23 protein-coding genes and 1 pseudogene are annotated in these 22,111 nt (G+C 39.5%); 2 read left to right on the top strand and 22 right to left on the bottom strand.

From position 1 onward, the window contains the following. Nucleotide 1 precedes the first annotated feature (1 nt). The 10 genes from Q1B03_RS00280 to Q1B03_RS00235 all read right to left on the bottom strand — a co-directional run bounded on the left by Q1B03_RS00280 (nucleotide 2) and on the right by Q1B03_RS00235 (nucleotide 11,894). Nucleotides 2–1,081 carry a mandelate racemase/muconate lactonizing enzyme family protein gene (locus Q1B03_RS00280; protein WP_299736926.1) on the bottom strand — a complete coding sequence of 360 codons (1,080 nt, stop codon included), beginning with the start codon at nucleotides 1,079–1,081 and terminating at the stop codon, nucleotides 2–4. Beyond that, complete coding sequence (locus tag Q1B03_RS00275) at nucleotides 1,078–2,016, bottom strand: LD-carboxypeptidase (protein WP_299736925.1); 939 nt, start codon at nucleotides 2,014–2,016, stop codon at nucleotides 1,078–1,080. Before Q1B03_RS00275 ends, Q1B03_RS00280 begins: the two co-directional genes overlap by 4 nt. Before the next feature lie 87 nt (nucleotides 2,017–2,103). Continuing rightward, nucleotides 2,104–3,729 carry a peptide ABC transporter substrate-binding protein gene (locus Q1B03_RS00270; RefSeq protein ID WP_299736922.1) on the bottom strand — a complete coding sequence of 542 codons (1,626 nt, stop codon included), beginning with the start codon at nucleotides 3,727–3,729 and terminating at the stop codon, nucleotides 2,104–2,106. Nucleotides 3,730–3,771: 42 nt separating this feature from the next. Then, entirely contained in the window at nucleotides 3,772–4,785 is a 1,014-nt protein-coding gene (locus tag Q1B03_RS00265) for an ABC transporter ATP-binding protein (RefSeq protein WP_299736920.1), read from the bottom strand. A gap of 5 nt (nucleotides 4,786–4,790) precedes the next feature. Then, nucleotides 4,791–5,744: an ABC transporter permease gene (locus Q1B03_RS00260; protein ID WP_299736918.1), complete on the bottom strand. Its 954-nt coding sequence runs from the start codon at nucleotides 5,742–5,744 to the stop codon at nucleotides 4,791–4,793. Further along, the gene (locus Q1B03_RS00255) at nucleotides 5,744–6,676 is read right to left on the bottom strand and encodes an ABC transporter permease (protein WP_299736917.1); all 933 of its coding nucleotides are present in this window, start codon (nucleotides 6,674–6,676) and stop codon (nucleotides 5,744–5,746) included. Before Q1B03_RS00255 ends, Q1B03_RS00260 begins: the two co-directional genes overlap by 1 nt. A 14-nt stretch (nucleotides 6,677–6,690) precedes the next feature. Beyond that, nucleotides 6,691–7,515 (bottom strand): M55 family metallopeptidase, encoded by an 825-nt coding sequence (locus Q1B03_RS00250; protein ID WP_299736915.1) that lies wholly within the window; start codon nucleotides 7,513–7,515, stop codon nucleotides 6,691–6,693. 1,319 nt (nucleotides 7,516–8,834) lie between these two features. Further along, a complete protein-coding gene (locus Q1B03_RS00245; RefSeq protein ID WP_299736912.1) occupies nucleotides 8,835–9,410 on the bottom strand; it encodes a histidine phosphatase family protein in 576 nt (191 codons plus the stop codon). A 363-nt stretch (nucleotides 9,411–9,773) separates the two neighbouring features. After that, a complete protein-coding gene (locus Q1B03_RS00240) occupies nucleotides 9,774–10,949 on the bottom strand; it encodes a TraB/GumN family protein (RefSeq protein WP_299736909.1) in 1,176 nt (391 codons plus the stop codon). 357 nt (nucleotides 10,950–11,306) lie between these two features. After that, nucleotides 11,307–11,894 (bottom strand): vWA domain-containing protein, encoded by a 588-nt coding sequence (locus Q1B03_RS00235; RefSeq protein WP_299736907.1) that lies wholly within the window; start codon nucleotides 11,892–11,894, stop codon nucleotides 11,307–11,309. A gap of 94 nt (nucleotides 11,895–11,988) precedes the next feature. Here Q1B03_RS00235 and Q1B03_RS00230 point away from each other — a divergent pair, with 94 nt between their 5' ends. Continuing rightward, nucleotides 11,989–12,468: a hypothetical protein gene (locus Q1B03_RS00230; RefSeq protein ID WP_299736905.1), complete on the top strand. Its 480-nt coding sequence runs from the start codon at nucleotides 11,989–11,991 to the stop codon at nucleotides 12,466–12,468. A gap of 35 nt (nucleotides 12,469–12,503) precedes the next feature. On the opposite strand, the gene Q1B03_RS00225 is transcribed toward Q1B03_RS00230, so the two are convergent. From Q1B03_RS00225 to Q1B03_RS00190, 8 genes and pseudogenes are all read right to left on the bottom strand, one after another. Beyond that, nucleotides 12,504–13,193: a hypothetical protein gene (locus Q1B03_RS00225; protein ID WP_299736904.1), complete on the bottom strand. Its 690-nt coding sequence runs from the start codon at nucleotides 13,191–13,193 to the stop codon at nucleotides 12,504–12,506. 191 nt (nucleotides 13,194–13,384) lie between these two features. After that, nucleotides 13,385–14,458: a nitronate monooxygenase family protein gene (locus Q1B03_RS00220; RefSeq protein ID WP_299736902.1), complete on the bottom strand. Its 1,074-nt coding sequence runs from the start codon at nucleotides 14,456–14,458 to the stop codon at nucleotides 13,385–13,387. A gap of 155 nt (nucleotides 14,459–14,613) precedes the next feature. After that, a pseudogene (locus tag Q1B03_RS00215) lies at nucleotides 14,614–14,739 on the bottom strand (MFS sugar transporter); the annotation flags it as partial. 16 nt (nucleotides 14,740–14,755) lie between these two features. Continuing rightward, nucleotides 14,756–15,436 carry a serine/threonine protein kinase gene (locus tag Q1B03_RS00210; protein ID WP_299736900.1) on the bottom strand — a complete coding sequence of 227 codons (681 nt, stop codon included), beginning with the start codon at nucleotides 15,434–15,436 and terminating at the stop codon, nucleotides 14,756–14,758. Nucleotides 15,437–15,656: 220 nt separating this feature from the next. Then, a complete protein-coding gene (locus Q1B03_RS00205) occupies nucleotides 15,657–16,928 on the bottom strand; it encodes an MFS transporter (RefSeq protein ID WP_299736898.1) in 1,272 nt (423 codons plus the stop codon). 38 nt (nucleotides 16,929–16,966) lie between these two features. Continuing rightward, nucleotides 16,967–17,242, bottom strand: coding sequence for a helix-turn-helix transcriptional regulator (locus Q1B03_RS00200; RefSeq protein WP_299736896.1), 276 nt, complete (start codon nucleotides 17,240–17,242; stop codon nucleotides 16,967–16,969). Nucleotides 17,243–17,697: 455 nt separating this feature from the next. Next, entirely contained in the window at nucleotides 17,698–18,252 is a 555-nt protein-coding gene (locus Q1B03_RS00195) for a LysR family transcriptional regulator substrate-binding protein (protein WP_299739532.1), read from the bottom strand. 9 nt (nucleotides 18,253–18,261) lie between these two features. Next, nucleotides 18,262–18,609, bottom strand: a complete 348-nt coding sequence (locus tag Q1B03_RS00190; protein WP_299736894.1) for a LysR family transcriptional regulator — start codon at nucleotides 18,607–18,609, stop codon at nucleotides 18,262–18,264. Nucleotides 18,610–18,722: 113 nt separating this feature from the next. Between Q1B03_RS00190 and Q1B03_RS00185 the strand changes: the two genes are divergently transcribed. Next, nucleotides 18,723–19,346: a class I SAM-dependent methyltransferase gene (locus tag Q1B03_RS00185; RefSeq protein ID WP_299739530.1), complete on the top strand. Its 624-nt coding sequence runs from the start codon at nucleotides 18,723–18,725 to the stop codon at nucleotides 19,344–19,346. 132 nt (nucleotides 19,347–19,478) lie between these two features. Here the strand turns inward: Q1B03_RS00185 and Q1B03_RS00180 are convergent, their stop codons facing one another. The 4 genes from Q1B03_RS00180 to Q1B03_RS00165 all read right to left on the bottom strand — a co-directional run bounded on the left by Q1B03_RS00180 (nucleotide 19,479) and on the right by Q1B03_RS00165 (nucleotide 21,966). Continuing rightward, nucleotides 19,479–20,156, bottom strand: a complete 678-nt coding sequence (locus Q1B03_RS00180) for an HAD family hydrolase (protein WP_299736892.1) — start codon at nucleotides 20,154–20,156, stop codon at nucleotides 19,479–19,481. 274 nt (nucleotides 20,157–20,430) lie between these two features. After that, the gene (locus Q1B03_RS00175) at nucleotides 20,431–20,922 is read right to left on the bottom strand and encodes a GNAT family N-acetyltransferase (RefSeq protein ID WP_299736889.1); all 492 of its coding nucleotides are present in this window, start codon (nucleotides 20,920–20,922) and stop codon (nucleotides 20,431–20,433) included. A 92-nt stretch (nucleotides 20,923–21,014) separates the two neighbouring features. Next, nucleotides 21,015–21,470 (bottom strand): NUDIX domain-containing protein, encoded by a 456-nt coding sequence (locus Q1B03_RS00170; protein WP_299736887.1) that lies wholly within the window; start codon nucleotides 21,468–21,470, stop codon nucleotides 21,015–21,017. 130 nt (nucleotides 21,471–21,600) lie between these two features. Further along, nucleotides 21,601–21,966 (bottom strand): VOC family protein, encoded by a 366-nt coding sequence (locus tag Q1B03_RS00165; protein WP_299736884.1) that lies wholly within the window; start codon nucleotides 21,964–21,966, stop codon nucleotides 21,601–21,603. Nucleotides 21,967–22,111: the final 145 nt, after the last annotated feature.

Here is a 22,111-nt window from a genome sequence, read left to right as displayed (position 1 = left end):
TTTAAACTAGTACTCTCTCTATCCCTAATCCGGGTTGGGTGGGCAACGTGATCATCCGACCGTTATATTCAATGCCACCCGTGACAATATCTTTTGCCAACATAAGAGGGGCGTCGAAATCAAATCGGGTCACGTTTTTCTTGCTTGCTGCAAAATGAGCTGCGGCCGTAATCCCGAGGCGTGTTTCAATCATGCTCCCTACCATACATTCGACACCACAAACCTCCGCGAGATCGTTAATTTTCTGAGCGTGATAAATGCCCCCGGCTTTCATGAGTTTGATATTGATCAGGTCTGCACTGCGGGTTTTTAACACCTCAAATGCTTGATATGGAGTAAAAACACTCTCATCTGCCATAATCAGTGTATCCACTCCATCAGTGACTCTCTTCAGCCCTTCAATGTCATGAGCAGGTACAGGCTGTTCGACTAATTCAATATTGAGATCTAGGTCTTCCATTTTACGAATCGCTTTGACAGCAGCTTTCGATTCCCATCCTTGATTAGCATCCAGTCGAATTTTGATATCGTACCCGATTCGTTGACGGATTTCATGAATTCTTTTAATATCTGTCTCTATATCATCTTTTCCCACTTTTACCTTCAGTACGTTAAATCCTTGCTTCACATATGCTTTAGCATCCTCACCCATTTCCTTTGGGCTATTAACGCTCACAGTATAATCGGTCTCCAGCTCTTGACGGTACCCGCCAAGAAATTGATAGAGTGGAAGATTGCAGTACTGTGAAAGGCAATCATATAAGGCCATATCCACAGCAGCCTTTGCGCTTGAATTCCGGACAAGTAATGAATGTAATTGTTGAAAAAGCTGTTCATAATTTAAGAGACTCTTACCTATGATGGCCGGCTTGATCACTTGTTGTATGGCCCATTCAATGCTTGATAAGCTGTCCCCTGTAATCACGACTGTCGGGGGTGCTTCTCCCCATCCAACTGTCCCGTCGTCACACGTTATTTTCACGACGATGGCTTCTGCCACTTCAACGGTTCGTAAAGCAGTTTTAAAAGGGGTATGTAAAGGGACGGCCGTTCTGAATGTTTCCACTCGATTTATCTTCATTTATTCTCATCCTCCCTTATACCCGTTTCGACTATGAATGTTTGGTCATACGTGTTCATTCTTCCTACGCTCCCAATAGGGATGGCTATACTTGGAGAGGAATGTCCGATCTTAAATCCTTTTAGTACGGGCTTACCTGCATCTGAAATATGTTCTTTGAGCACCTCATCGAGAGTCAGGGATTGTTCGCGTTTTTCCGGCACACAGTTTTTGAAATCCCCGATGATGATACCAGATGCATCATGGAATTTCCCCGCCATCTTTAGCTGATTCATCATCCTGTCCACTTTATAAGGTTCTTCATCAATATCCTCGATAAATAGAATCTTACCTTTTGTATCCACTTCAAAAGGAGTTCCTAATGTGCTTACTAATAAGGTAAGGTTCCCACCGATTACAGGACCGCTTGCTATGCCTTCTACAACTGTTTCTAAAGGGGATAGCTTGTTTGTATACTCGATGTCTTTCGCATGAAACAACTGTTCAAAAGACTTCTTCGTTAAGTTATGAACATCCGAAAGGCCAATATCAGAACTTAACATGGGCCCATGAAATGTCACGATTCCAGTTTGTTGATGAATAGCTGTATGTAAAAAAGTGATATCACTATATCCCCAAAAGATCTTGGGGTTTTTCCCTATCAAGTTGTAATCCAATCGGGATGCGATCCGTCCTGTACCGAAACCGCCACATGCACAAATGACAGCTTTAACGTCACTGTCTTTGAACATCATATGTATATCTTCTATCCGCTCTTGATCATAACCTGCCAGGTACCCATATTTCTTATGGACAGATTTCCCCAGTTTTATTTTCAAACCTAATTCTTCAAGAAATGATAAGGCTTTTTTTAATGGTTCAGGTTTCGGAGGGCTTGCAGGAGCAATGACTCCTATTGTATCTCCTACTTTGAGTTTTGAAGCTTTTATCACCATACATTACCCCTTTCGTAGAAAAAGAGGGAGCAAACGCAAGGCTTCAAATAGCCTTGCGTCTTCTCCACTCACTAGTAGTTCAAGCACTTATTTCTTGTCTGCCCATTTTAATTCCATGTATCCAACTGGATGACGAACGATACCGGATACATCTTCATTTTGTAAGTACACGTGGTTGTAGAAGTGAATTGGAATGATCGGCATTTCATCCATTAGGATTTTCTCTGCTTCATACATTAATTCGAAGCGCTTCGCTTCATCCGCTTCATTCATGGCTTCTTTTATTAAGCTGTCAAACTTTTCGTTACTCCAGCCTGTTCGGTTCATAGAGTGGCCAGTTTGGAAGTTCTCCAGGAAGTTGATCGGGTCTGCGTAATCTGCCAGGAATGAGCTTCGTGATAATTGGAACTTCAATGCTTTTTGCTCATCCTGGAATACGTTCCATTCCATATTGGCTAATTTCACGTCAACCTCCAAGTTTTCCTTGAACATTTGTTGAAGGGCTTCAGCGATTTTCTGATGTGTATCACTAGTGCTGTACGTTAAGGTTACTTCAGGAAGCTTATCGTATCCTTCTTCTTCCATTCCTTTTTTCAGAATTGCTTTCGCTTCTTCGATATCTGTTTTCACTAAATCTCCATTTGCTTCCCGGAAGTCTTTTCCAGAAGGATCTTTGAACCCTTTTGATACGAAGCCGTAAGCTGCTTTTTCCTTATTCTTTGTTACAAAGTCGACCATCTGCTGTTGATCTACCGCCATAGAGAATGCTTTACGGATATTTTGATTTTGGAAAGGTTCTTTTTCTAAATTGAAACGGTAGAAGTAGGTTCCTGCTTGATCCTCTACATTCACTTTCCCTTCTTCGAATAACTGTTTACTTAAATCAGCCGGTACGTCTGCAGTATCCAGCTCACCCGTTTTGAATAATTGATAATCAGTGTTTGTATCGTTCACCATTGCCCAGTGTACTTTATCCAATTTCACTGAATCTTTATCCCAATATTGATCGTTCTTCTCCATAACAAAGTGGCTGTCATGCTCCCATTCAGTTAATTTAAAAGGGCCATTTGCAACGAATGTATCAGCTTCTGCAAACCACTCAGGATTTTCAGTAGCAACCTTCTCATTGATTGGGAAGAACGCTGGATTCGCAATGACGCTTAAGAAATACGCTTGTGGACTAGTTAGAGTGACCTCAAATGTTTTCTCGTCCTTCGCTACTACCTTCACTTCATCTGCTGAACCTGTACCTGTATTGAAGGCTTCTCCACCTTCAATGAAATAACCCAAGAAGGCAGCCGGTGATCCCGTTTCCGGATTCAACAGACGTTTCCATGCAAAAACGAAGTCTCCAGCTGTTACATCATCCCCGTTTGACCATTTAGCATTATCACGAATGTGGAATGTATATACCTTTCCGTCTTCAGACACGTCCCATTTTTCTGCCATTGCCGCTTCGGGTTCATGATTAGCGTTTAAGCGCGTCATCCCTTCCATCAAGTTGTTTAATGCTGTCCATGAATAGGAATCAAACCCTATTGGCGGATCAAAGGATGTTGGTTCAGCACCATTGTTAAGGTTTAGCACCTTTCCTGCCTTTTCTTTCTTGCTGTCTCCATTGCTTGACTCACTGCCTGCATCCTTCGTTGCTGTACAAGCTGCCAATACAAACAAGAGCATTCCCACTAAAAAAATTGATAATAACTTTTTCATGATCTTCCCCCTCTTATTTTATTTATCTATCAAACAATTAGCCTAGCTGATGGTTAAGCTAATCGATGAAAGCATCGCTTTTTTGGCTCGTTTATCCTGAAGCCAGCAGTCGACATGGTGACTGTTTGATAGCTGCGTTTTCATGGGATACACACGGTCGCACACTTCCATCGCTTTTTCACACCTTGGAACGAAAGGACATCCAGTTGGCGGTGAAAATAAATCAGGAGGTGAACCGGGTATCGGAATCAGATCTTCCCCATCAAGGTCAAGCCTTGGAACTGATTTCAGCAACCCTTGTGTATACGGATGCTGAGGGTGATAGAAAATCTCTCTTCTGCTTCCTTCCTCAACAATTTTCCCGGCATACATAACGGCGATCCGATCAGCAACTTGAGCTACTACACCCAAGTCATGGGTAATCAAAATAATCGAGACTCCTGTTTTCTGCTGGATTTCTTTGAATAATTCCAAAATCTGCGCCTGAATGGTAACATCGAGAGAGGTGGTTGGCTCATCGGCTATTAACACGTCTGGTTCGCATACGAGTGACATGGCAATAACGATTCGCTGCCTCATCCCACCACTAAATTGATGGGGATATTGCTTTAATCGTTCTTCCGGGTTTGGAATACTAACTAGTGTCAGCATCTCAATCGCTCTTTGTTTGGCCTGTTTCTTGGAAACATCGTTATGCTGCAGGATTCCTTCTATAATTTGCTCCCCGATTGTAAGGGTCGGGTTCAGAGCCGTCATGGGGTCCTGGAAGATCATGGAAATGTCAGCGCCCCGTATTTTTCTCATTTGTGGCTCAGTCAGGTTCAAAAGGTCTGTTCCTTTGAATAGAATCTTTCCGTTCGTCACCTTTCCTGGAGGGTTAGGAATCAATCGCATAATGCTTTGAGACGTTACACTCTTTCCGCATCCGGATTCGCCGACAATGGCAAGCGTTTCCCCCTTATGTAAATCAAAGCTCACTCCCCGAACCGCTTTGACTTCTCCCCCATATGTCGAGAAATGTACATGGAGATCTTGTACGGATAATACTTGATTCATGATGATTACCTCCTTAGCTTCGGATCAAGCGCATCTTGTAGACCGTCACCTAAAACGTTGAATGAAAACATAGTTAGTGAAATAAATAAAGCCGGGAAGAATAAACGCCACCAATAGCCTGATAGAATCGTAGATAAACCGTCATTAGCCATGACTCCCCAACTGGCATACGGAGCTTGAATTCCCAATCCCAGGAAGCTTAGGAATGCTTCCGCAAAAATAGCACTCGGTACAGTCAGTGTCATCTGAACGATAATAGGTCCCATCGTATTAGGCAGTAGATTCTTACGAATGATCCGTGCCGTCTTTGTTCCAAACGTTTTAGAAGCAAGAATAAATTCATAGTTTTTGATTTGGAGCACCTGGCCCCTTACAATCCGGGCCATACCAATCCAGCCCGTTACGGTTAATGCAACGATAATAGTGAGCAGGCCAGGCCCCATCACAACCATTAATAAAATCACAACTAAAAGGTAAGGTAATCCATATAGAATTTCTACAATACGCATCATAACGTTATCGGTTTTACCACCCTTGTAACCTGCTATGCCCCCATATACAATCCCGATAACAAAATCAATGAGTGCTGCCATAAAGCCTACAAACAACGATATGCGTGCACCGTACCACGTACGGGTAAATACATCTCTTCCCATATCGTCAGTACCAAACCAGTGATCACCGGAAGGCGGCAGGTTTTGGTTCGAAAGTGTTTGCTTCGTTACGTCATGGGGTGAAATAATGGGGCCAATGACGGCCATCACAATTAATCCTATTAAAAAAACAAAGCCAAGCATTGCCAGCTTATTTTTCACAAGACGCTTCCACGCATCCTGCCAATAGGAAAGACTAGGTCTGACCACCGCTTCCGCATCATCTTTATTTCTCTTCTTCGGTGTAAACCACTCATCCAGCACGTCTGGAGTCACGTTTGGCTCTTGGTGATTTGGAACTCCCATTATTTCGCCTCCTTCTTATGTAACTTAATACGGGGATCAAGGAACCCATAAGCTAAATCTACTAAAAACAGCATGAGTATGAGAAATGCACTATAAAATACAGTGGTCCCCATAATGACAGGATAATCACGCTGATTAATGCTCTCCACGAAATACTTTCCCATTCCCGGAATCGCAAATATTTGTTCAATCACGAATGTACCAGTTAATATTCCTGCTGCCAGAGTACCCAGTACGGTTACAACCGGCAGTAAGGCATTTCTCAATGCATGCCTAAACACAATCTTGATTGGTGACAACCCTTTGGCACGGGCTGTTCGAATATAATCCTGGGTTAACACTTCCAGCATGCTTGAACGAGTCAGACGGGCAATGATCGCCATTGGCCCTGTTGCTAATGCCAAGGTCGGAAGAACCATGTGACGCCAGCTCGTCCACGTTGCTACTGGAAGTATTCCCCAGTTTACAGCCACTTGTTGAATAAGCAACGTGGCCATCACAAAGTTTGGAATGGAAATCCCAAGTACGGCAAACGTCATAGCCATATAATCGATCATTCCGTTATGTCTAAGGGCAGCCAATATCCCCAGAATGACCCCGGAAACCACAGCGATTATGAGAGTAATCATCCCTAATTCAAAGGAAATCGGAAATCCCCTGCCCAACAAATCATTCACGGTTTGAGATGGCTGTGTAATAGATGGACCAAAGTCTAAAGAAACAAGAGACTTTAAATAGAGAAGATATTGGACCATTAACGGTTCATTCAAATGATAATGAGCTTCTAAATTCTGCTGGACTATCTCACTTGTATTTCGCTCTTCATTAAACGGTGACCCTGGTATGGCATGCATTAAGAAAAATGTTAATGTCACAATCAGCCATAACGTAATTACCATGGCCAGTAGCCTTTTTAACAAATATGTACCCATTGATCTCACACTTTCTAACAGAATGTTGTTCGCATCGCCAGTTCAGTCATTACAAGCATGGCTCTATAGGCTTCCAGAATATCTTTCGCCTCAAATCGTACAGTCGTTGTGCCTGCTTCTAGTTCTGTCCCTGGCATGAGGCTTGCCCACTCCGCTTGTCCATAGTTCGCAAATTCAATGCGCAAAGTTGGATGTTCAGGAGGAGTGAGAGGTTTTACATTTTTTTTATTATGTATAGCTTCTTCGGTTTTCTTTTTTAATAGTTGAGACGATTTCATGGGAGTAAGGCTTTTCGCCACAGAACGGGAAATCGTTTCCTTTACAACGGCGGTCGTAACATTAGGTATCAATGCTTCTGCCTCAAGTGCTGCCTGATCATCTCCGGCAACCATTAACACCGGGACCCCATGAAACCCTGCAACATAGGCATTAAAGCCCAGTTCTCCCACAGCAATATCATTAATATACATATTGCGAACTCCAAAGATCATCGAATGAGACATCACCCCTTTCATGGACGCCCGCGCATGATAACCCACAAAAAAAGCCCCATCATACGTAGAATCCAGTCCTTGAACCATTGAATATGGTTTCACACCGCCGGATATCAACTTTGTTTCAGGGTGCAGCTTTTCAATTAACAGATTGTTCATTTGTGAATGGCTATCATTAACCAGTACTTCGGCGCAGCCTGCCTCAAAGGCAGCAGATACTACCGTATTCGCCTCATCCGTCATAATGATTCTCCCGCGCTCATAATTATGCTTGCTTGAATCTACATGAGTATGATCAACTAAGCCTGTAATCCCTTCCATATCCACCGATATATATAAATTCATATAGTGTCCCCCCTTTCCTAGGAAATATTTATTGAATTTTCTTAATATTATAATTATTAATTCGCCTAATTACAACAATTTTTTGAATAAAAAGGAATTTATTCCTATTTTAATAAAAATAAGGGAGATAGGACTATGTTTATTTTCGCTCAAAAGAATTTTCCACCATTTCCAATCAAGAAATAGTTATTTAGAATCATCAAATCTTATCAGAAACCAAAAATGCGATGGATTTTATAATCGAAATCACACCGCACTCTTTAGTTTATGTACATGTCATAAATCATTGGGTTTGAGAGTAAGGAGAAGGATAAATGACCCATGATCATTATATAAATATATTTCCAATGGCTTAGTCGATTTTAGGAAAATGAAAGTCTGGTTATGATTTTTTGTATGTTTGGTATGTTCTTTTGTAGATACATTGTTTTTCTCTGATTGATGATAGCGAGGTTCTAATTACGGTTCGCTGATGAAATGAAATTCCGCTGATATATTTACTATTTCGATAATAAACGAATTATCTCTCCTCTCAAATTCACCATGTTCATCCCTCTTTAACCTTTCATAAGAAAAAGACCTGGAGGAATCATTTCTCCAGGTCTTTATCACTGTTAATGTATATTAGCTTATTTTATTCAAAAGTTTTTCTGAGTGCTGAGAGCCCATCTCTGCCACTAAATCCAGTAATTCTGCTTTCGTTGTCTCATCTAGGCCTTTATAAATAAGGAAAGCTTGCGTTGCATCAGAAGTAATTAACTTTCTGTATAACTTTGAGATTCTTTTACTCCTGTGGGTGTCCATTAGATCCTCCTCTATAAATCCTTTCTGTTATTATAATAAATATAGGCTAGTTTTTTCAATATATTCTTCAAAAATTAATTATGTAACAAAAATGATTCAATTATTTTACAGGGTTACTAATGGTAAACCTTGGAGGAGAAAATAATTTTCTTAGACCTTTACACGTATGTGATTATCTATAAGATAAATCAGGTGATAACTTTCCAAACTCAAGTGCTTCGAGAATGATCTCCTCAGAGAAACCTGTATACTGAGAAAGTATTTGGATCGTAATTTTCTGAGATTTACGAGAAGCTTGCTTTTTTGCCATATGTGTCTGATACAAAACAATGGAATATTTGTCATGTATATTGAGCAACGATCGTCACAGCTCCTATTATTCTCTCCTCACAAGGTTGCGGGTAAAGGCTACTTACTATTTACCCAAAGATCTTTTTTAAAAACGTATCCTGAGAAGTAATCATTTGCGGATTGCTCCGTTGGCTTATTCCCGGATTGAAATGCTCATGGGAGATTTATACGTTTTTAAGTGAGGTATCTGCTGTTTGTCCTAATATATGATTATCGGCGAATTCATACTGTTTATACTCCCCATTATTAGATGAGAGCTTCAGAATATTGCGATCCTCTGGAACTCCTTTAAAATAAGCCCCAATACACCCAGTCGTACAACGATGACCAGAGATCAAGATATTCTTCTCACTTTCTCCATGATTCACCTGTAGTTCAGACATAAATGAAAATACTCTCTGCATGTATTGATCCGTTTGTTCAACACCATTATAGATTCGAGGATCAGGGAGAACCCCAGCCATTTTCACTTCACCTTTTTGCAGTCCATCCGCTTCTCCCAGATCATACACATCCAATCTTAAATCAACCGTAGCTTTCATCCCGGTGGTAATTTCAGCGGTTTGGATGGCTCTTTCTTGAGGTGAAGAAAAGACGTAATCGAAAGTAATTTGAGATAGTATATGCTTTAGGTTTTCAGCTTGTCTTATACCTTCTTCATTTAAGGGCAGACCGTTTCTTCCTTGTAGTCTGCCCTCATTGTTTAGAATGGTTTGGCCGTGTCTGATAACATAGATCATATGTCGGTTCCTTTCTAGAGTGGAGTATTTAATGGGTAATATTGTATTATTATCTATATCAAATAAAAATTATTTAGCTTTCCCCCTCTTTTGTCTCTCTATTTGAAGCACAAGAAAAGCTACTCCGACGATTCCAACAATCCCGAACCCTCCCGCAATAAACCCTTGAAAAGAATTTGTGAAGATTGTGAATCCCATGATAAAACTTAAACATACAAAGAGGAGAAGTAACCAATGTGCATATCTAGATATAAAATTGTTCATAAAAACCTCCATAACATTTATCAATACATTCATTTTAACATAATATTCCAAACCCCCCCAAAAAAATAAGCTACCCAACAGGATAGCTTATTTCACTTACTATAAATTTTCAAGAAACAGACGAACAACATCTGCACCACCTATGACTGTTCCTAATGTACTCCCGAGATTAGCAAGTACAATAATAAGTAAGATGCGGGTTACTTTGTTTCTCCAGAATCCTTTTACACTTAGAACATCTTCAGATAGTGAGTCAAAGTCACCGACATTCGGTCTGCGGAAATATGCTTGTACGAATCCGGCGAACCATCCAGCTGCAAGGAGTGGATTTAATGAAGTGATTGGGGCTGCAACGAAAGCCGTTAATATCGCTAATGGATGTCCTAATCCGATGGCTACACCAAGTGCAGAAAAACCACCGTTCCACAATATCCAACTGATTCCCTGTTGTATCCCTGCATCCGGATTGGAAATGAAGGTATAAGCAATCACAGCAAGAATCATGATGGGAATAGCCCAGCCGATAATCTTTGGCCATTTTGATTTAGCAGGTCGTTCGTTCAGTTTGTCTAAATCATGTTCTTTATAGATTTCCTTTGTGATACCAGGAACATGAGCTGCCCCTAACACGGCAACAACTTTTTCTCCAGGAGCATCTTTTATTTTCTGAGCAAGGTATTGATCACGCTCATCGATTAATGGCGTTTTCAATTTAGGAAACACCTGGGTAAATTCATTTAGCATCGAATCAAGCATATCTTGAGATTTGATTTTCTCGAGTTCTTCTTCTGTAATGGTATCGTTACTGAAGATGCTGTATATGATTTGGGTCATAAGCTTAGCCTTGCCACTGAATCCTACGCTATTCCATATACGGGAAAATGTGATTTGAATATTTCGGTCAGCTAATACAAGCTCGGCGCCGGTTTCTTTCGCTGATTCGATTCCCTGAATCATTTCCTGACCGGGCTTGATCCCGAATTGCTTGGCCATCCGTCTCTGAAATGATCCGATTGCAAGGTTCATAAGAAGCAAAGTTGCTTTTTTGTCTTTAATGACTTGAAAGATGTCTGTGTCTTTCCATTTGTCTCCCTCAACGATTGACTGATACCTCGGTTCATCCAGTTCTACACAAACCGTGTCGGGCTGCTCTGATTCAATTACTTCTTTTACCTGTTCTGCGCTCAAACGCGATACGTGAGCCGTTCCGATGAGAATATATTCTTTCCCATCCATATGTATTCTCGTAATATTCTTTTCGTTTTCTGTCGACATAGGATACCTTCCTTTAATTCCGTTGACTTGCGTATAAATTGAATATACCTCATTATGATAAACTAGTTTTGGCAAAATTTAAATAAATTCTATTTAGATTCGAGAAAGTTATTGATTGTTGAGGTATTTTTATACCATATGTATGGATTAAAGCTGGAAATTTGGTGTGTTGATATTTATTCGTTCGATTTAACGGCGCTATTTCAATTTTATCGGCGAAATCTCAAATATAACGGCGAAATCCTTGTTTTATCGGCGAAATATAAGATATAACGGCGAATTCATTATAAAGGACTTCAAATGTTTCTATTATGAAAAAATCCCATCTAATAGATAGATGAGATCCCTAATTTAATATCAATACCCACTCCTTTTCTCAAACACAGCCTCACTCACAATATCATACATTTTTTCAACACCTTTAGCAGAAGCTTCAAATTGATAGGAGTTTTCAATGTCAATCCCAATATTCAAGGCTTCTTCCGTAGCATCGATGGTGGCTCCAAGAAAAATGAACTCCCAATTGTATCGTTCCTGTTGATGATTAATGAGGTCCTTCACCGTATTGGCCGAAAACTCAACGCTCGCATTTTCCATACCATCGGTTGTGATAACGAAAATGACTTTACCCGGTCGATCAACTTCTTCAAGATTGGATAAGCGATGACCTACTTCGAGAATCGTTTTTCCGATAGCATCCATCAGAGCAGTGCTCCCCCTAACATAATATTCCTCTTGTGTGAGCCTTACCTTATCACCCTCCATTCCACTCCATAATTGCTCAACCTTATCATCAAAAAGAACGGTAGTAACGAGGGTTTGACCCGGTAATTGACTCTGCTTTTCAATAAAAGAGTTATATCCTCCAATCGTATCACTTTCAAGGCCACTCATTGATCCGCTTCTGTCTAACAGGAATATAATTTCAGTAGAGTCAGTATTCATTTTTTTCCATCCTCTCTTATTGTTTCTGATATAATCATAAACACGAATAGTAAGAAATGGGTCGCCTCGTAAGCGACATTTTGGAGGTGAACGGATGCTTAATGAAAAGATTTTGCAGGAACTTCATGATTTCGTGGAAACAAATAGAGAAATACGGATATATGATATACAAAAAGAAGAACACTTCTTAAGTGATAAGATTTATTCCAGTGAGCTGGAAGATTTTATTGAGCTGCATCAATCAACGTCTTTTTCAGAGAGGTTGTTTCAGCACATCGATGGCAAGGGTCAGACAGATGCTTCCATCTACAAAAAAGCAGGAGTCGACCGCAAGCACTTTTCGAAAATCAGATCGATCCCTGATTACAAGCCGAGTAAACGGACAGTGGTAGCCCTGTGTCTCTCTCTTGAACTGTCGGAGGAAGAAACATTTGATATGTTGAGTGCCGCCGGTTTCACCCTTTCAGACAGCGACCGATTCGATCTCGTGATTCAGTTTTGTTTAGAGAAGAAAATCTATGACATCGATGACGTGAATCAGGCACTGTATTCCCTTAAGTTAAAACCACTATAAAAAAGTAGAGTGCTAGAAAAGGCACTCTACTTCTACTAATATTTCTTTTCGATTTTTTCTTGTAATGTTTCGATTTTTTCTGGAAGAACAAATAAGTATTCAATGAGGCCTTCTAATAATTCCATCAATAAGACGGCTGTTTCATCGTCAATTTCTCTCTCCAATTCAAGCATTTCATAAAAGGGAGAGTTTGGATGAACAAGGTGACTCAGCGCCTGGATTGGCTTTGTAAGGTCGACATTTTTGGGTAACTGATCGAATTGTTCCGATAAGGATTGCCCGTTTACTTTGTCCCCATTAAAATTCTTCAGAACACTCTCGAGGACACGCTTAGACATGACGGCTGTAGCAGAGTTATCCTTCGACTGGCTGACATTTAATGCGGATCGAAATGATCGGACGAGGTCTTGTGGAATGCGTTTGTTTCCTTGAATCTGATCCAACGGTCCGTTCGTTGCCAGGGGATCATAAATATAAAGGCCAGCTTCCTCTCTCCGATTGAGCGAGTCATCATTAAGCATAATAACGAATAGAGCAGGTTTCTTACATTCTGAACAATTTGCATCTGCAAACAATCCTGTTTTGTTCACTTGATAAAAATTGGCCTTCAGAAGAAATTCACTTGTCTTAGAACAGCTTGGACATTGACTTTTGACTTTCTTAGGAACTTTTTGGTAACCATACTGAATATGAGACAGTACAGAACCTGGTAATATTTCTCTCATTTGAACCTCCTAAAAAACGCGCCTTATGCATTTTAACTATTCGGAAAATTTAAGATAAATATAAAAACGCTTTCCTTATATCAAAATTATACCTTTGCTAGAAATGATTACAAGGTTTAATATTTGGAAAATAGGATTTGTGAAATTGGGACTATGGAGAGTTTATAAGTAGTAACAGAAATGGAAAATGTTTATTTTTTTAATTCTCCAATTGTTTTTCCTACTTGACTTACGATGGATTCAAGCAGATCTTTAGTAGATATATCCCTGCTAAGCCTTGGGCTTTGTCCAGACCACAAGGACATGAATTCTGGATTTCCTTGTTTCCCAGCTTCCTTTCTCATTTTTTTCGTTAACGCATTTTGTATGGGGTACGGAGGTAATAGGCTCTCGAATTCCTGCATTTCCCTAGTAAATCTATTTTCAATCCCTCGAGCAGGTTTCCCGCTAAAGGCAGCTGTGATGACCGTATGGGTTTCTGATGATTCTAAAACACCCCTTTTATGAATAGCCCCAGCCCCACTCTCTTTACATGTAAGAAAAGCAGTTCCCATTTGGACTCCTTTTGCCCCTAAAGCAAGTGCTGCAATAACGCCTCTTCCATCCATAATCCCTCCTGCAGCTATCACAGGTATGCTTGCGGCATCCACCACTTGGGGAACAAGAGAAAAGGTACCGATCATTGAGTGTTCACATGAGCCTAGAAACGTGCCTCGATGCCCACCAGCTTCACTCCCTTGAGCGACAACGATGTCTACTCCGCTCTCTTCATTGATCACTGCCTCTTCAACAGTCGTCGCGGTGCCGATCACGATGGTTCCTTCCTTTTTTAACTCTAACACAAGTTCTTTAGATGGGGCGCCGAACGTGAAGCTGCAAACAGGTACCTTTTCATTGAAGATGACTTCTAGCTGCTTTTCAAAATCGATTTGCATCTCTGAAAATGAGCTGTTGTCCGTTAGGTGTAATTCCTTTTTAAAAGGCTCTATTAATCTTTGGGCGTTGGTAATTTGTTCATCATTGACTATTGGTGATTCAGGTATGAATAAGTTCACCCCAAAAGGCTGATTCGTATGATCTTTTATTTCTTTGATCGCTAGTCTCATATCATCAGCGGACATATATCCTGCTCCCAAGGTTCCTAATCCTCCCGAGTTTGAGACGGCAGATACCAGATTTGTAGTAGTGACTCCACCAGCCATTCCTGCTTGGATGATGGGATAGTGAGTTCCCAGAATTATAGAAACGCTGTTTTGATTCCACATGGTTTCCCCTCCTTATTCTTGTAATACATAAAATTGAAGCATAAATAAATTATGTCAAATTGATCCTTCATGTACAATTGATTTCTCTCTTTCTTTCTTCTATAGAAAGAGGCGGCAATGAATGCCGCCTTACAATAAATAGTGATGTTTTTTCATTAAGCAGATCTTCTTTCTAACCCATGCAAACAAGCAGTTAGCAGCACGGCTCCTAAAACCATGATGCTTCCGATCCATGGAGTGTGGATGAGCCCCATCCCGTCTACAATAATTCCACCCACGAATAGCTCTGAGCGCTTTTTAGTCTTTTTTAAATGAAGTAAACTTTAACACAATTTTCATGAATTCCTCATAGGAGGTGAAATGCTTGTTCCAGGAGTTATACCATTTTCGAATCGTTTCAAGTAACCAAAATGGAACGGCTTTTCCGTCTATGAGGTTGTAATGATCCTCATATGCTTTCTTTAGATGCTCCCATCTGAAATCATTTCCAGGGAGGACGTACTCTGACACATCTATAATTTTCGCTCTTCCATTTTGAAGCAATATATTCTTTAAATGGATATCACGGGGATTCAAACCTTGATCACGAACATATTTTCTAGCATCCTCCACGTCTTGAACTGCTTGTTCTGGAATATGAATTCCTTGGAGCAGACAATCGAATAAAGTTGGCCCTTGTTCGTAACTTAGAACGAGAAACTTGTCATAAGCTGCATAGCATGTTGAGAAGTATGGGGAACCTCCAATTGCATTATACACTTTTTCTTCTATTTTAATTTTCGATCCTTTATCCTCGGCGTACAGTTTAAATGCATAATCTGGAGCATAGATGGATTGAAAGACCGCTGCATCCGTCCCGACACCGATGCATCTTAGACTATCATCGCCACCGTGGATCGTGACAGGTTCATTATTAAGATTGGAAGATACGGTAACTTGAGATAGAGATGGTATGGCTGCTTCCCATATATTATCCATATGTTCTCCCTTCGTTAAGTTGAACTCTATTAAAGGTATGATTGGAATCGATACCTTATTCAGAATAATATAGCACCTACTAAGCCATGATATCAATTTTGCACCTTCATAATTTGCTAGAAATTTTAGACAGATGTATGTAATGACAGAGATTCATCATTACAGTTAACTTTTGTTAGAAGCTTGTAGGTGGCCAAAATCACGCCTCCCATACATTACATTAACCTACTTTCGCAGCATCAGCCTGTTGTTTCAACTCCACACCTTCTTTTCTTCTATCCAATTCAGGTGAAATGATCTTTAATATGAGTGTCCCGACAAGACCGATTGCAAGGATGATTCCCGCCATGATGCTTGATGGTAGTATTGCACCAAGCGTGACCGTCACAGAGGCAATCAGCATGGATAAGTTAAACTTCAATCCATTGAAGGCCATATAAGAACTACGGGCATCGTCAGGTGGAATGGCAGCCATATAAGATTGTTCGACAGGCACTCGGAATACCTCTCCAATCGTTAGAATGCTCATCATCAGGAACAGGATAAATAAATTATTGGAATAAGCGAGAGAAGCATACCCAACCGTGAATAGGAAGCAGCTCCAAACTAAAACAGTTTTGTCTTGTAACGAGTGTGGGATCCTTGTCACAAACAACATGAGAATTACGACTAGAATCGTATTTTCACTTCTGAGAATTCCCATCGTCTGTACTCCGTCAATTTGCCATAAAAGGAATTGTTGAGAGGGCATTTCTTCGGTTAATCGAATTCCGATATAATTGGTTAGCTGGAACTCCATTGATAGAATAAGAATGCCTGCGATCGTAAAGAGGACAAATAGCTTGTCATGCATTACTTTCCCGTAGTTTGATATTAATTGCTTAACGTGTTGGGAAGGTGTCAGCTCAGAATTCACTGGTGCATAGCTTTCACTAATAAAGAAGGCAACCAATGAAGCGGTTATGGCAGATGCTACACTTAGGGCAAGGAACAGCTCGAACAGGTAATCTTTAAATAAGAAGGCACCAATGATTCCACCGATCGCGATGGACAGGTTATTTGCCCAATACGTAATCGAATACATCAGCTTTCGTTGAGGGGGTGTACTTACATCAATCATCATTGCCTGATTAGCTGGTCCAGCGAGTCCCCAACAAATGCTGTTAATCGTCATCATGCTAAAGGTGATCGGTGCAGATTCAAACCATGGAGAATTACAAACCATCATGGTTAGAAAGGCTAGAAACCTGAGTGTCTCTGCAAATAACATGATCTTCTTCCGACCAAATTGATCTGCAAAGTACCCTCCAAGAAAATTGATTCCTATTCCAACAAACACGTTGATCAGAAGTAGAAGCCCGGCCACCTTCGCTCCAAAGTGAACAGCTAAGTAGATGGACATAAACGGGAAAATCATACTCCCAATAAAACGGCTCATAAATGTTTCAATTATGCGTATTTTTATATTTTTATGGAAATCTCTAAATCTCATACTATTCCTTCTCTCTGTCTATTACACATCTAGTTACTTTATTTATCTAAAAGCTCTGTTAATAAAGTAATTTTCACTCCAAGTGCTTCAAATATGGATCGACAAGTGATGTCACTTACTTTTCCCTTTCCTCCTTCAAGTCTTTTAATCGTTTGAGCACACACGTTTGCTTTCTGAGCTAATTCTTCTTGTGTTAATTGAGATTTCACACGCAGAATGTGAACGATTTCACCCATATGTAACTTGCCAGTATGAGAGTCATCTCTTACAAAACAATTATTTATGGAGTTACACAGTTTCTTTATGTCCTTCATAAGTTGAACCCTCCAACATTTGGTAAAATTATATTTACTAAATATAAAGAAATTTCTACATATTTTCAAGGGAAATCGTATACTTTTCTTATTTTCAATATACGGTTATATCGGAAAGTCTTCATGGTAAGATCGGTTGAAAGTCAAGTACGACTTTTGGATGAGGTGAGTATTATTGAGTTACAGAGAAGAATATATACGTATTAAAAAAAATAGAAGGGAAAATGAGCCTGGGATAAAACTAAAATCCCACGATGTAAAGACGAACAACCATGCCTGCTAGATAGCAGGCATGGTTGTTCGGGTTTTACTTAGACTAAAACACTTTTGTCCCAGCCTCATTCTCCCATTTTAATATCTTTTATGAAATTAATGCCAGCTAACCGAAATTCAATTGCTTATATCCATAACTTGTACATAGCATATTATCGTGAATCTTAATAGAAAAATTGATATTATCCTTCTTCAAAAAATTGATATTCTTCCTTGGATACGTATTTTGTTAAAAGTTTTAAGAAAGTATTATATGAAGTTGGTAATGATTCTGCTGAGACTAAACCGACGACTGCTATTTCCCTGCTTACTCCTGGGAATTCTTCGACTTCTAATTCAACAATAGTATCGGATTTTGAGATTATGTCTTCTGTTAATAAAGCAACCCCTATTCCATTTTCCAAAAAATCCAATGCGGTTAAAGGCGGTAGTTCGATATAGTCTGTTCCAGGTTGCAACTGTGCTTTTGGCCAATGAATGCTTTCGTGATTCCAATCAACCACAATAAAAGGCTTACTACCCAGGAATACATCTATAATAGAGAGAGTTTTATTCTTCATCATATTAACTAGCGGATGAGCGTAATGAGCTGCAAGTTTTAGAGGTGCCCGCCAAATCCAATATTTATTCAAGTCTGTATTAAAGTATGGATGTGTTATAAATCCCATCTTAACGGAACCGTCATAAAGCATTTCAATGATTTGTTGGTTATGTCCAGTGTGGATTTCAACTGAAATATCAGGAAATTATGCATGTGCTTTCTGTATAAATGAAGAAAATATACCTGTCGTGAAGGTTGGAAGAGTCCCTATCATTACGTGCCCTACCTTTCCATCTCGAATAGACTGTACTCTTTCCACCCCTTTTTGAAGAGATTCTAACGCTTGTCTAGCATAAGGTAGAAATCCTTTTCCTAATTCACTTAATTCAACCGTTCTTCCAACTCGAGTGAAAAGCGGGCCCCCTACTTTCTTCTCTAAGCCCTGTATTCTTAGTGTGATAGTCGGTTGAGAAAGATCGAGATACCGCGCAGCCTTGCTGATACTTCCGAGCCTTACCACATGATCGAATGCCTGTAATTGATTAAGGTCCATCTTTTCACCTCGTATAAGAATTACTAATACTAAATATAACTTATATTGTATTGTGTAATAAATGAATCGGACATTATAATTTAGTTACTCATATAAAAGGAGGAACACATTTGATGAAAAAACGACTAATTGCTCTGGTTGATGAACAATATAGAACACCGAAGGGTTTACTCGGAGTTTATTTTGGTGAAAAAATGGTTCATCAACATAGAATTGAGACATTGTGGACGTTGGAATTGCTTAAATTGAAGGATAACGATTGTGTATTGGAACTTGGCTGTGGTGCTGGATATGCCGTGAAAAAGGCATTAAGGGATTCAAACGTTAACAAAGTAGTCGGTTTTGATTTATCCCAGACCGCACTTGCATCCGCAAGATTTCGAAATAGAGTAAACATAAACAATAGTCGTGCAGAATTTGTGTTTGGAAATGTTAAAAGTCTTCCTTTTCAAGACGGGATGTATTCCAAGGTCTATAGCATTCAATCAGTTTACTTTTGGGACTCTTTCCAAGACTCAATCAATGAAATATATCGAGTGTTGAAACCAGGAGGTTCCTTGATCATTACTTTAAGTGACGGTAAAAACGGTATACCTTGGACGAATATTCAAAGAATGATATTAGAAGAACTTATCCCTATTATGAAAGTCAGGGGATTTAAAAATATTGATTTATTAGAAGGACCCCTTTCCAGAGGGTATAATACCGTTGCAATTGTGGCGAATAAACAAATTTAATTTAGAAACCATTTACCAAAATGACGTCTATTCCTATGAGGGACGGACCTATTGCATGGATGATTTTCGCTTCTTCTTGTATATATAAGGTTTTCCAATTTGGGTTGTATGGAGTTAATTGGACGGATGATTTCACCTTCTATTGTTATTTAGATGATCAATATATTCCGGCAACTCCATCAAATCATCAATCACCCCATCTGCTGATTCCGCATGGCTTAAGTGAGGGTCTTTCTTCCAGATACCTTTCATCCCCACCTTTTGAGCACCATACACATCATATTCAGGGTGATCCCCGATAAAGATGCATTCATGAGGTTTTAAATTCAACCTTACTAATGCCCGCTTAAAAATTTTTGGGTCAGGCTTTTTCAAGCCTTCCCATTCTGAAACAAGAATTTCGTCAAAGTAAGCTTTTATTTCAAGAGCTAGGATGTTGTCCATTTGAAACTGACCAAAGCCATTTGTGATCATTCCGAGTTTGATATTTTTCTTTTTTAATTCATCCAACATATTATGTAAATGTGGAAAAGGTACACAGCTATGCTTAAATTCACTTATGTAATCCTCAAGCAGTCCTTCCCAGGTTAATTCAGGGATGGTGAATTCCTCGATAAGCCGCTTGTACACCTCATCTTTCCAGACGTATCCGCGCTTGTCTAATTCAATGAATCTGGTTATGTACGATTCTTTCGGGATATGTCTTAGCCATTTATCCAGGCGTTCATATTGGTTACTGATGAATTCATATACAGAGGCGTCTCTGTTCAGCAGGGTTCCGTCCAGATCGAAGATGGCCGCTTGGATCATGATGGGGTATCCTCCATTCCTATCGTCTTATTCAATATAGGTTATATTTCCTCAAAGAGGTAGCAGATTCGTCCAAAGAAAGGGGTTATTACGTCATCTCAGCTTTTTTTTGGTAATTAATGATTTCGTGGTGCAGATTCCTTCCTTAAACTATATATTTTAGGCTTACCTGTTCATTTATCAGCGAAAATCGATTTTTATCAGCGATATTTTCAATATATTTGCGAAATCCCGATTTTATCAGCGGAAATTCAAATATATCAGCGAATTGACACTATTCCAGTATCTTATGCATAATAAACATCTCCCCATTCCTGCCTATCACTCTTATCCCTGTATCATGAAATCCTGCTTTTTTATATACATGCTGAGCCCGAACATTCTGATAATTGACAGCTAATATTATTTCTTTTTTGTTAAGGAAGTGTTGATTTATGAAAGGATCAAGTGCTTTTAGTGATTCAGAAGCAATCCCTTTGCCTTGAAATTTCGGGTTAATTGAATAAGCTCTGATTAAGATGGCATCCTGGTTATCCCAGTATGCTTTAACTCCATCCCAACCATGGAGAACAAAGAAACCAGCAGGTTCCCCCTTATAAAGAATAACGATCGGGTATCTTTCTGTTTCTTCATTGCACTTAGCAATTGCAGGTAACGGCAACGAAGTGTATTGAAGCTGTTCTTCAGATAGGTGATAGTCTGTTAATCGAATATGATGATTTTCATTGTAGAATTCAAGTGAGACAAGATTTTTGATGATCATCATGGTCTCCCTCTTTCGTTTGGATACAGTAACGACTGATCATTTAATGGGTGAGTATATCCATGCTCAGAGTTTGTCATCAAGAGCATGATTCTTTAGTTGATATCTCCAAGATATATTAATGAATTTTGATCGTTACCAAGATAGTCAATGATCCTTTTAGGGTACAACCTATACTGCATCAGCTCATTCAAATCAATCCATTCGACATCCACTTGATGGCTATCGGGATTTGTTGGAATCGGATCCTTTTCTTCTGAATTCATTAAGGTACACTTAAAATAAAATTCCATTTGATGAACATCATAGTCAAATGAAGCATGCTCATGGTTCTTGCCGATATACTCCCGAATATGTACGAGTTCTCCTATCTCCACTTCACTTCCAATCTCCTCGATACATTCTCTCTTTAAAGCTTCATGAAGCGTTTCACCGTGTTCCTGCCCACCTCCTGGAAAGAGATAAAAGAATTCATTTTCGTCTTTGTTTTTGGTTAGCAGGATTTTGTTATCTTTCATGATGATCGCTTTTGCAGAATTTCGAATCGGCATGGACTATTTTCCCTTCTATTTGTCATAGTTTCTCATATGTATAAAACATCGTTAATAAACGATGGAATATAGTGATTGGTATCTTGTCGGGAGATTATACCATGAACCTCCCGACCTATTAAACGTATTCCTACTTACAAACCATCAGCAAATTCCCATCAGGATCTTTAAACACGAAGTACTGATTATTTTCAATAGCCGTTACCAATTCCACACCGTTGTCTTTCATAAATTGATACGATTCATGAATATCGTCCGTAGCAAATTGAATGGCCGGGAAATTCAGCCTTGGAAGTTTACCAGTTTCGTCTCTCCACATGGGCATGGTGTCCAGGATCATACCAGCCCCATCCATATCGGCTACAAATAGATGATCGAAATGTTCTTTTCCCTCATCAATTCCGAGCATTTTGGAGTACCATTCTTTAGACTTTTCTATATTACTTACAGGAATAAACACCAATTTCACTTTGTTCTTTATAGGGCTTTTTATCATAGTGATTCCCTCCATTTCTGTTACATTACTAGAATAAATTTCAATATGTACATGCACAAATCCTGCTTGCGTCCAGGATTTTTCCTCATGGGGGAAGATATATCCGTTTTTATAAAGAGTTCCTTAGAAAATATTGCTAGAAAGG

It is taken from the genome of uncultured Rossellomorea sp. (assembly GCF_947488365.1).
In the GTDB taxonomy this organism is placed as follows: domain Bacteria; phylum Bacillota; class Bacilli; order Bacillales; family Bacillaceae_B; genus Rossellomorea.
This window is presented reverse-complemented; position numbering and strand designations above follow the sequence as displayed.

Excerpts from the sequence above, each read along its gene's own strand:
- Q1B03_RS00280 (WP_299736926.1), bottom strand. The coding sequence starts at position 1,081 with ATGAAGATAAATCGAGTGGAAACATTCAGAACGGCCGTCCCTTTACAT.
- Q1B03_RS00275 (WP_299736925.1), bottom strand. The coding sequence starts at position 2,016 with ATGGTGATAAAAGCTTCAAAACTCAAAGTAGGAGATACAATAGGAGTC.
- Q1B03_RS00270 (WP_299736922.1), bottom strand. The coding sequence starts at position 3,729 with ATGAAAAAGTTATTATCAATTTTTTTAGTGGGAATGCTCTTGTTTGTA.
- Q1B03_RS00265 (WP_299736920.1), bottom strand. The coding sequence starts at position 4,785 with ATGAATCAAGTATTATCCGTACAAGATCTCCATGTACATTTCTCGACA.
- Q1B03_RS00260 (WP_299736918.1), bottom strand. The coding sequence starts at position 5,744 with ATGGGAGTTCCAAATCACCAAGAGCCAAACGTGACTCCAGACGTGCTG.
- Q1B03_RS00255 (WP_299736917.1), bottom strand. The coding sequence starts at position 6,676 with ATGGGTACATATTTGTTAAAAAGGCTACTGGCCATGGTAATTACGTTA.
- Q1B03_RS00250 (WP_299736915.1), bottom strand. The coding sequence starts at position 7,515 with ATGAATTTATATATATCGGTGGATATGGAAGGGATTACAGGCTTAGTT.
- Q1B03_RS00245 (WP_299736912.1), bottom strand. The coding sequence starts at position 9,410 with ATGATCTATGTTATCAGACACGGCCAAACCATTCTAAACAATGAGGGC.
- Q1B03_RS00240 (WP_299736909.1), bottom strand. The coding sequence starts at position 10,949 with ATGTCGACAGAAAACGAAAAGAATATTACGAGAATACATATGGATGGG.
- Q1B03_RS00235 (WP_299736907.1), bottom strand. The coding sequence starts at position 11,894 with ATGAATACTGACTCTACTGAAATTATATTCCTGTTAGACAGAAGCGGA.
- Q1B03_RS00230 (WP_299736905.1), top strand. The coding sequence starts at position 11,989 with ATGCTTAATGAAAAGATTTTGCAGGAACTTCATGATTTCGTGGAAACA.
- Q1B03_RS00225 (WP_299736904.1), bottom strand. The coding sequence starts at position 13,193 with ATGAGAGAAATATTACCAGGTTCTGTACTGTCTCATATTCAGTATGGT.
- Q1B03_RS00220 (WP_299736902.1), bottom strand. The coding sequence starts at position 14,458 with ATGTGGAATCAAAACAGCGTTTCTATAATTCTGGGAACTCACTATCCC.
- Q1B03_RS00210 (WP_299736900.1), bottom strand. The coding sequence starts at position 15,436 with ATGGATAATATATGGGAAGCAGCCATACCATCTCTATCTCAAGTTACC.
- Q1B03_RS00205 (WP_299736898.1), bottom strand. The coding sequence starts at position 16,928 with ATGAGATTTAGAGATTTCCATAAAAATATAAAAATACGCATAATTGAA.
- Q1B03_RS00200 (WP_299736896.1), bottom strand. The coding sequence starts at position 17,242 with ATGAAGGACATAAAGAAACTGTGTAACTCCATAAATAATTGTTTTGTA.
- Q1B03_RS00190 (WP_299736894.1), bottom strand. The coding sequence starts at position 18,609 with ATGGACCTTAATCAATTACAGGCATTCGATCATGTGGTAAGGCTCGGA.
- Q1B03_RS00185 (WP_299739530.1), top strand. The coding sequence starts at position 18,723 with ATGAAAAAACGACTAATTGCTCTGGTTGATGAACAATATAGAACACCG.
- Q1B03_RS00180 (WP_299736892.1), bottom strand. The coding sequence starts at position 20,156 with ATGATCCAAGCGGCCATCTTCGATCTGGACGGAACCCTGCTGAACAGA.
- Q1B03_RS00175 (WP_299736889.1), bottom strand. The coding sequence starts at position 20,922 with ATGATGATCATCAAAAATCTTGTCTCACTTGAATTCTACAATGAAAAT.
- Q1B03_RS00170 (WP_299736887.1), bottom strand. The coding sequence starts at position 21,470 with ATGCCGATTCGAAATTCTGCAAAAGCGATCATCATGAAAGATAACAAA.
- Q1B03_RS00165 (WP_299736884.1), bottom strand. The coding sequence starts at position 21,966 with ATGATAAAAAGCCCTATAAAGAACAAAGTGAAATTGGTGTTTATTCCT.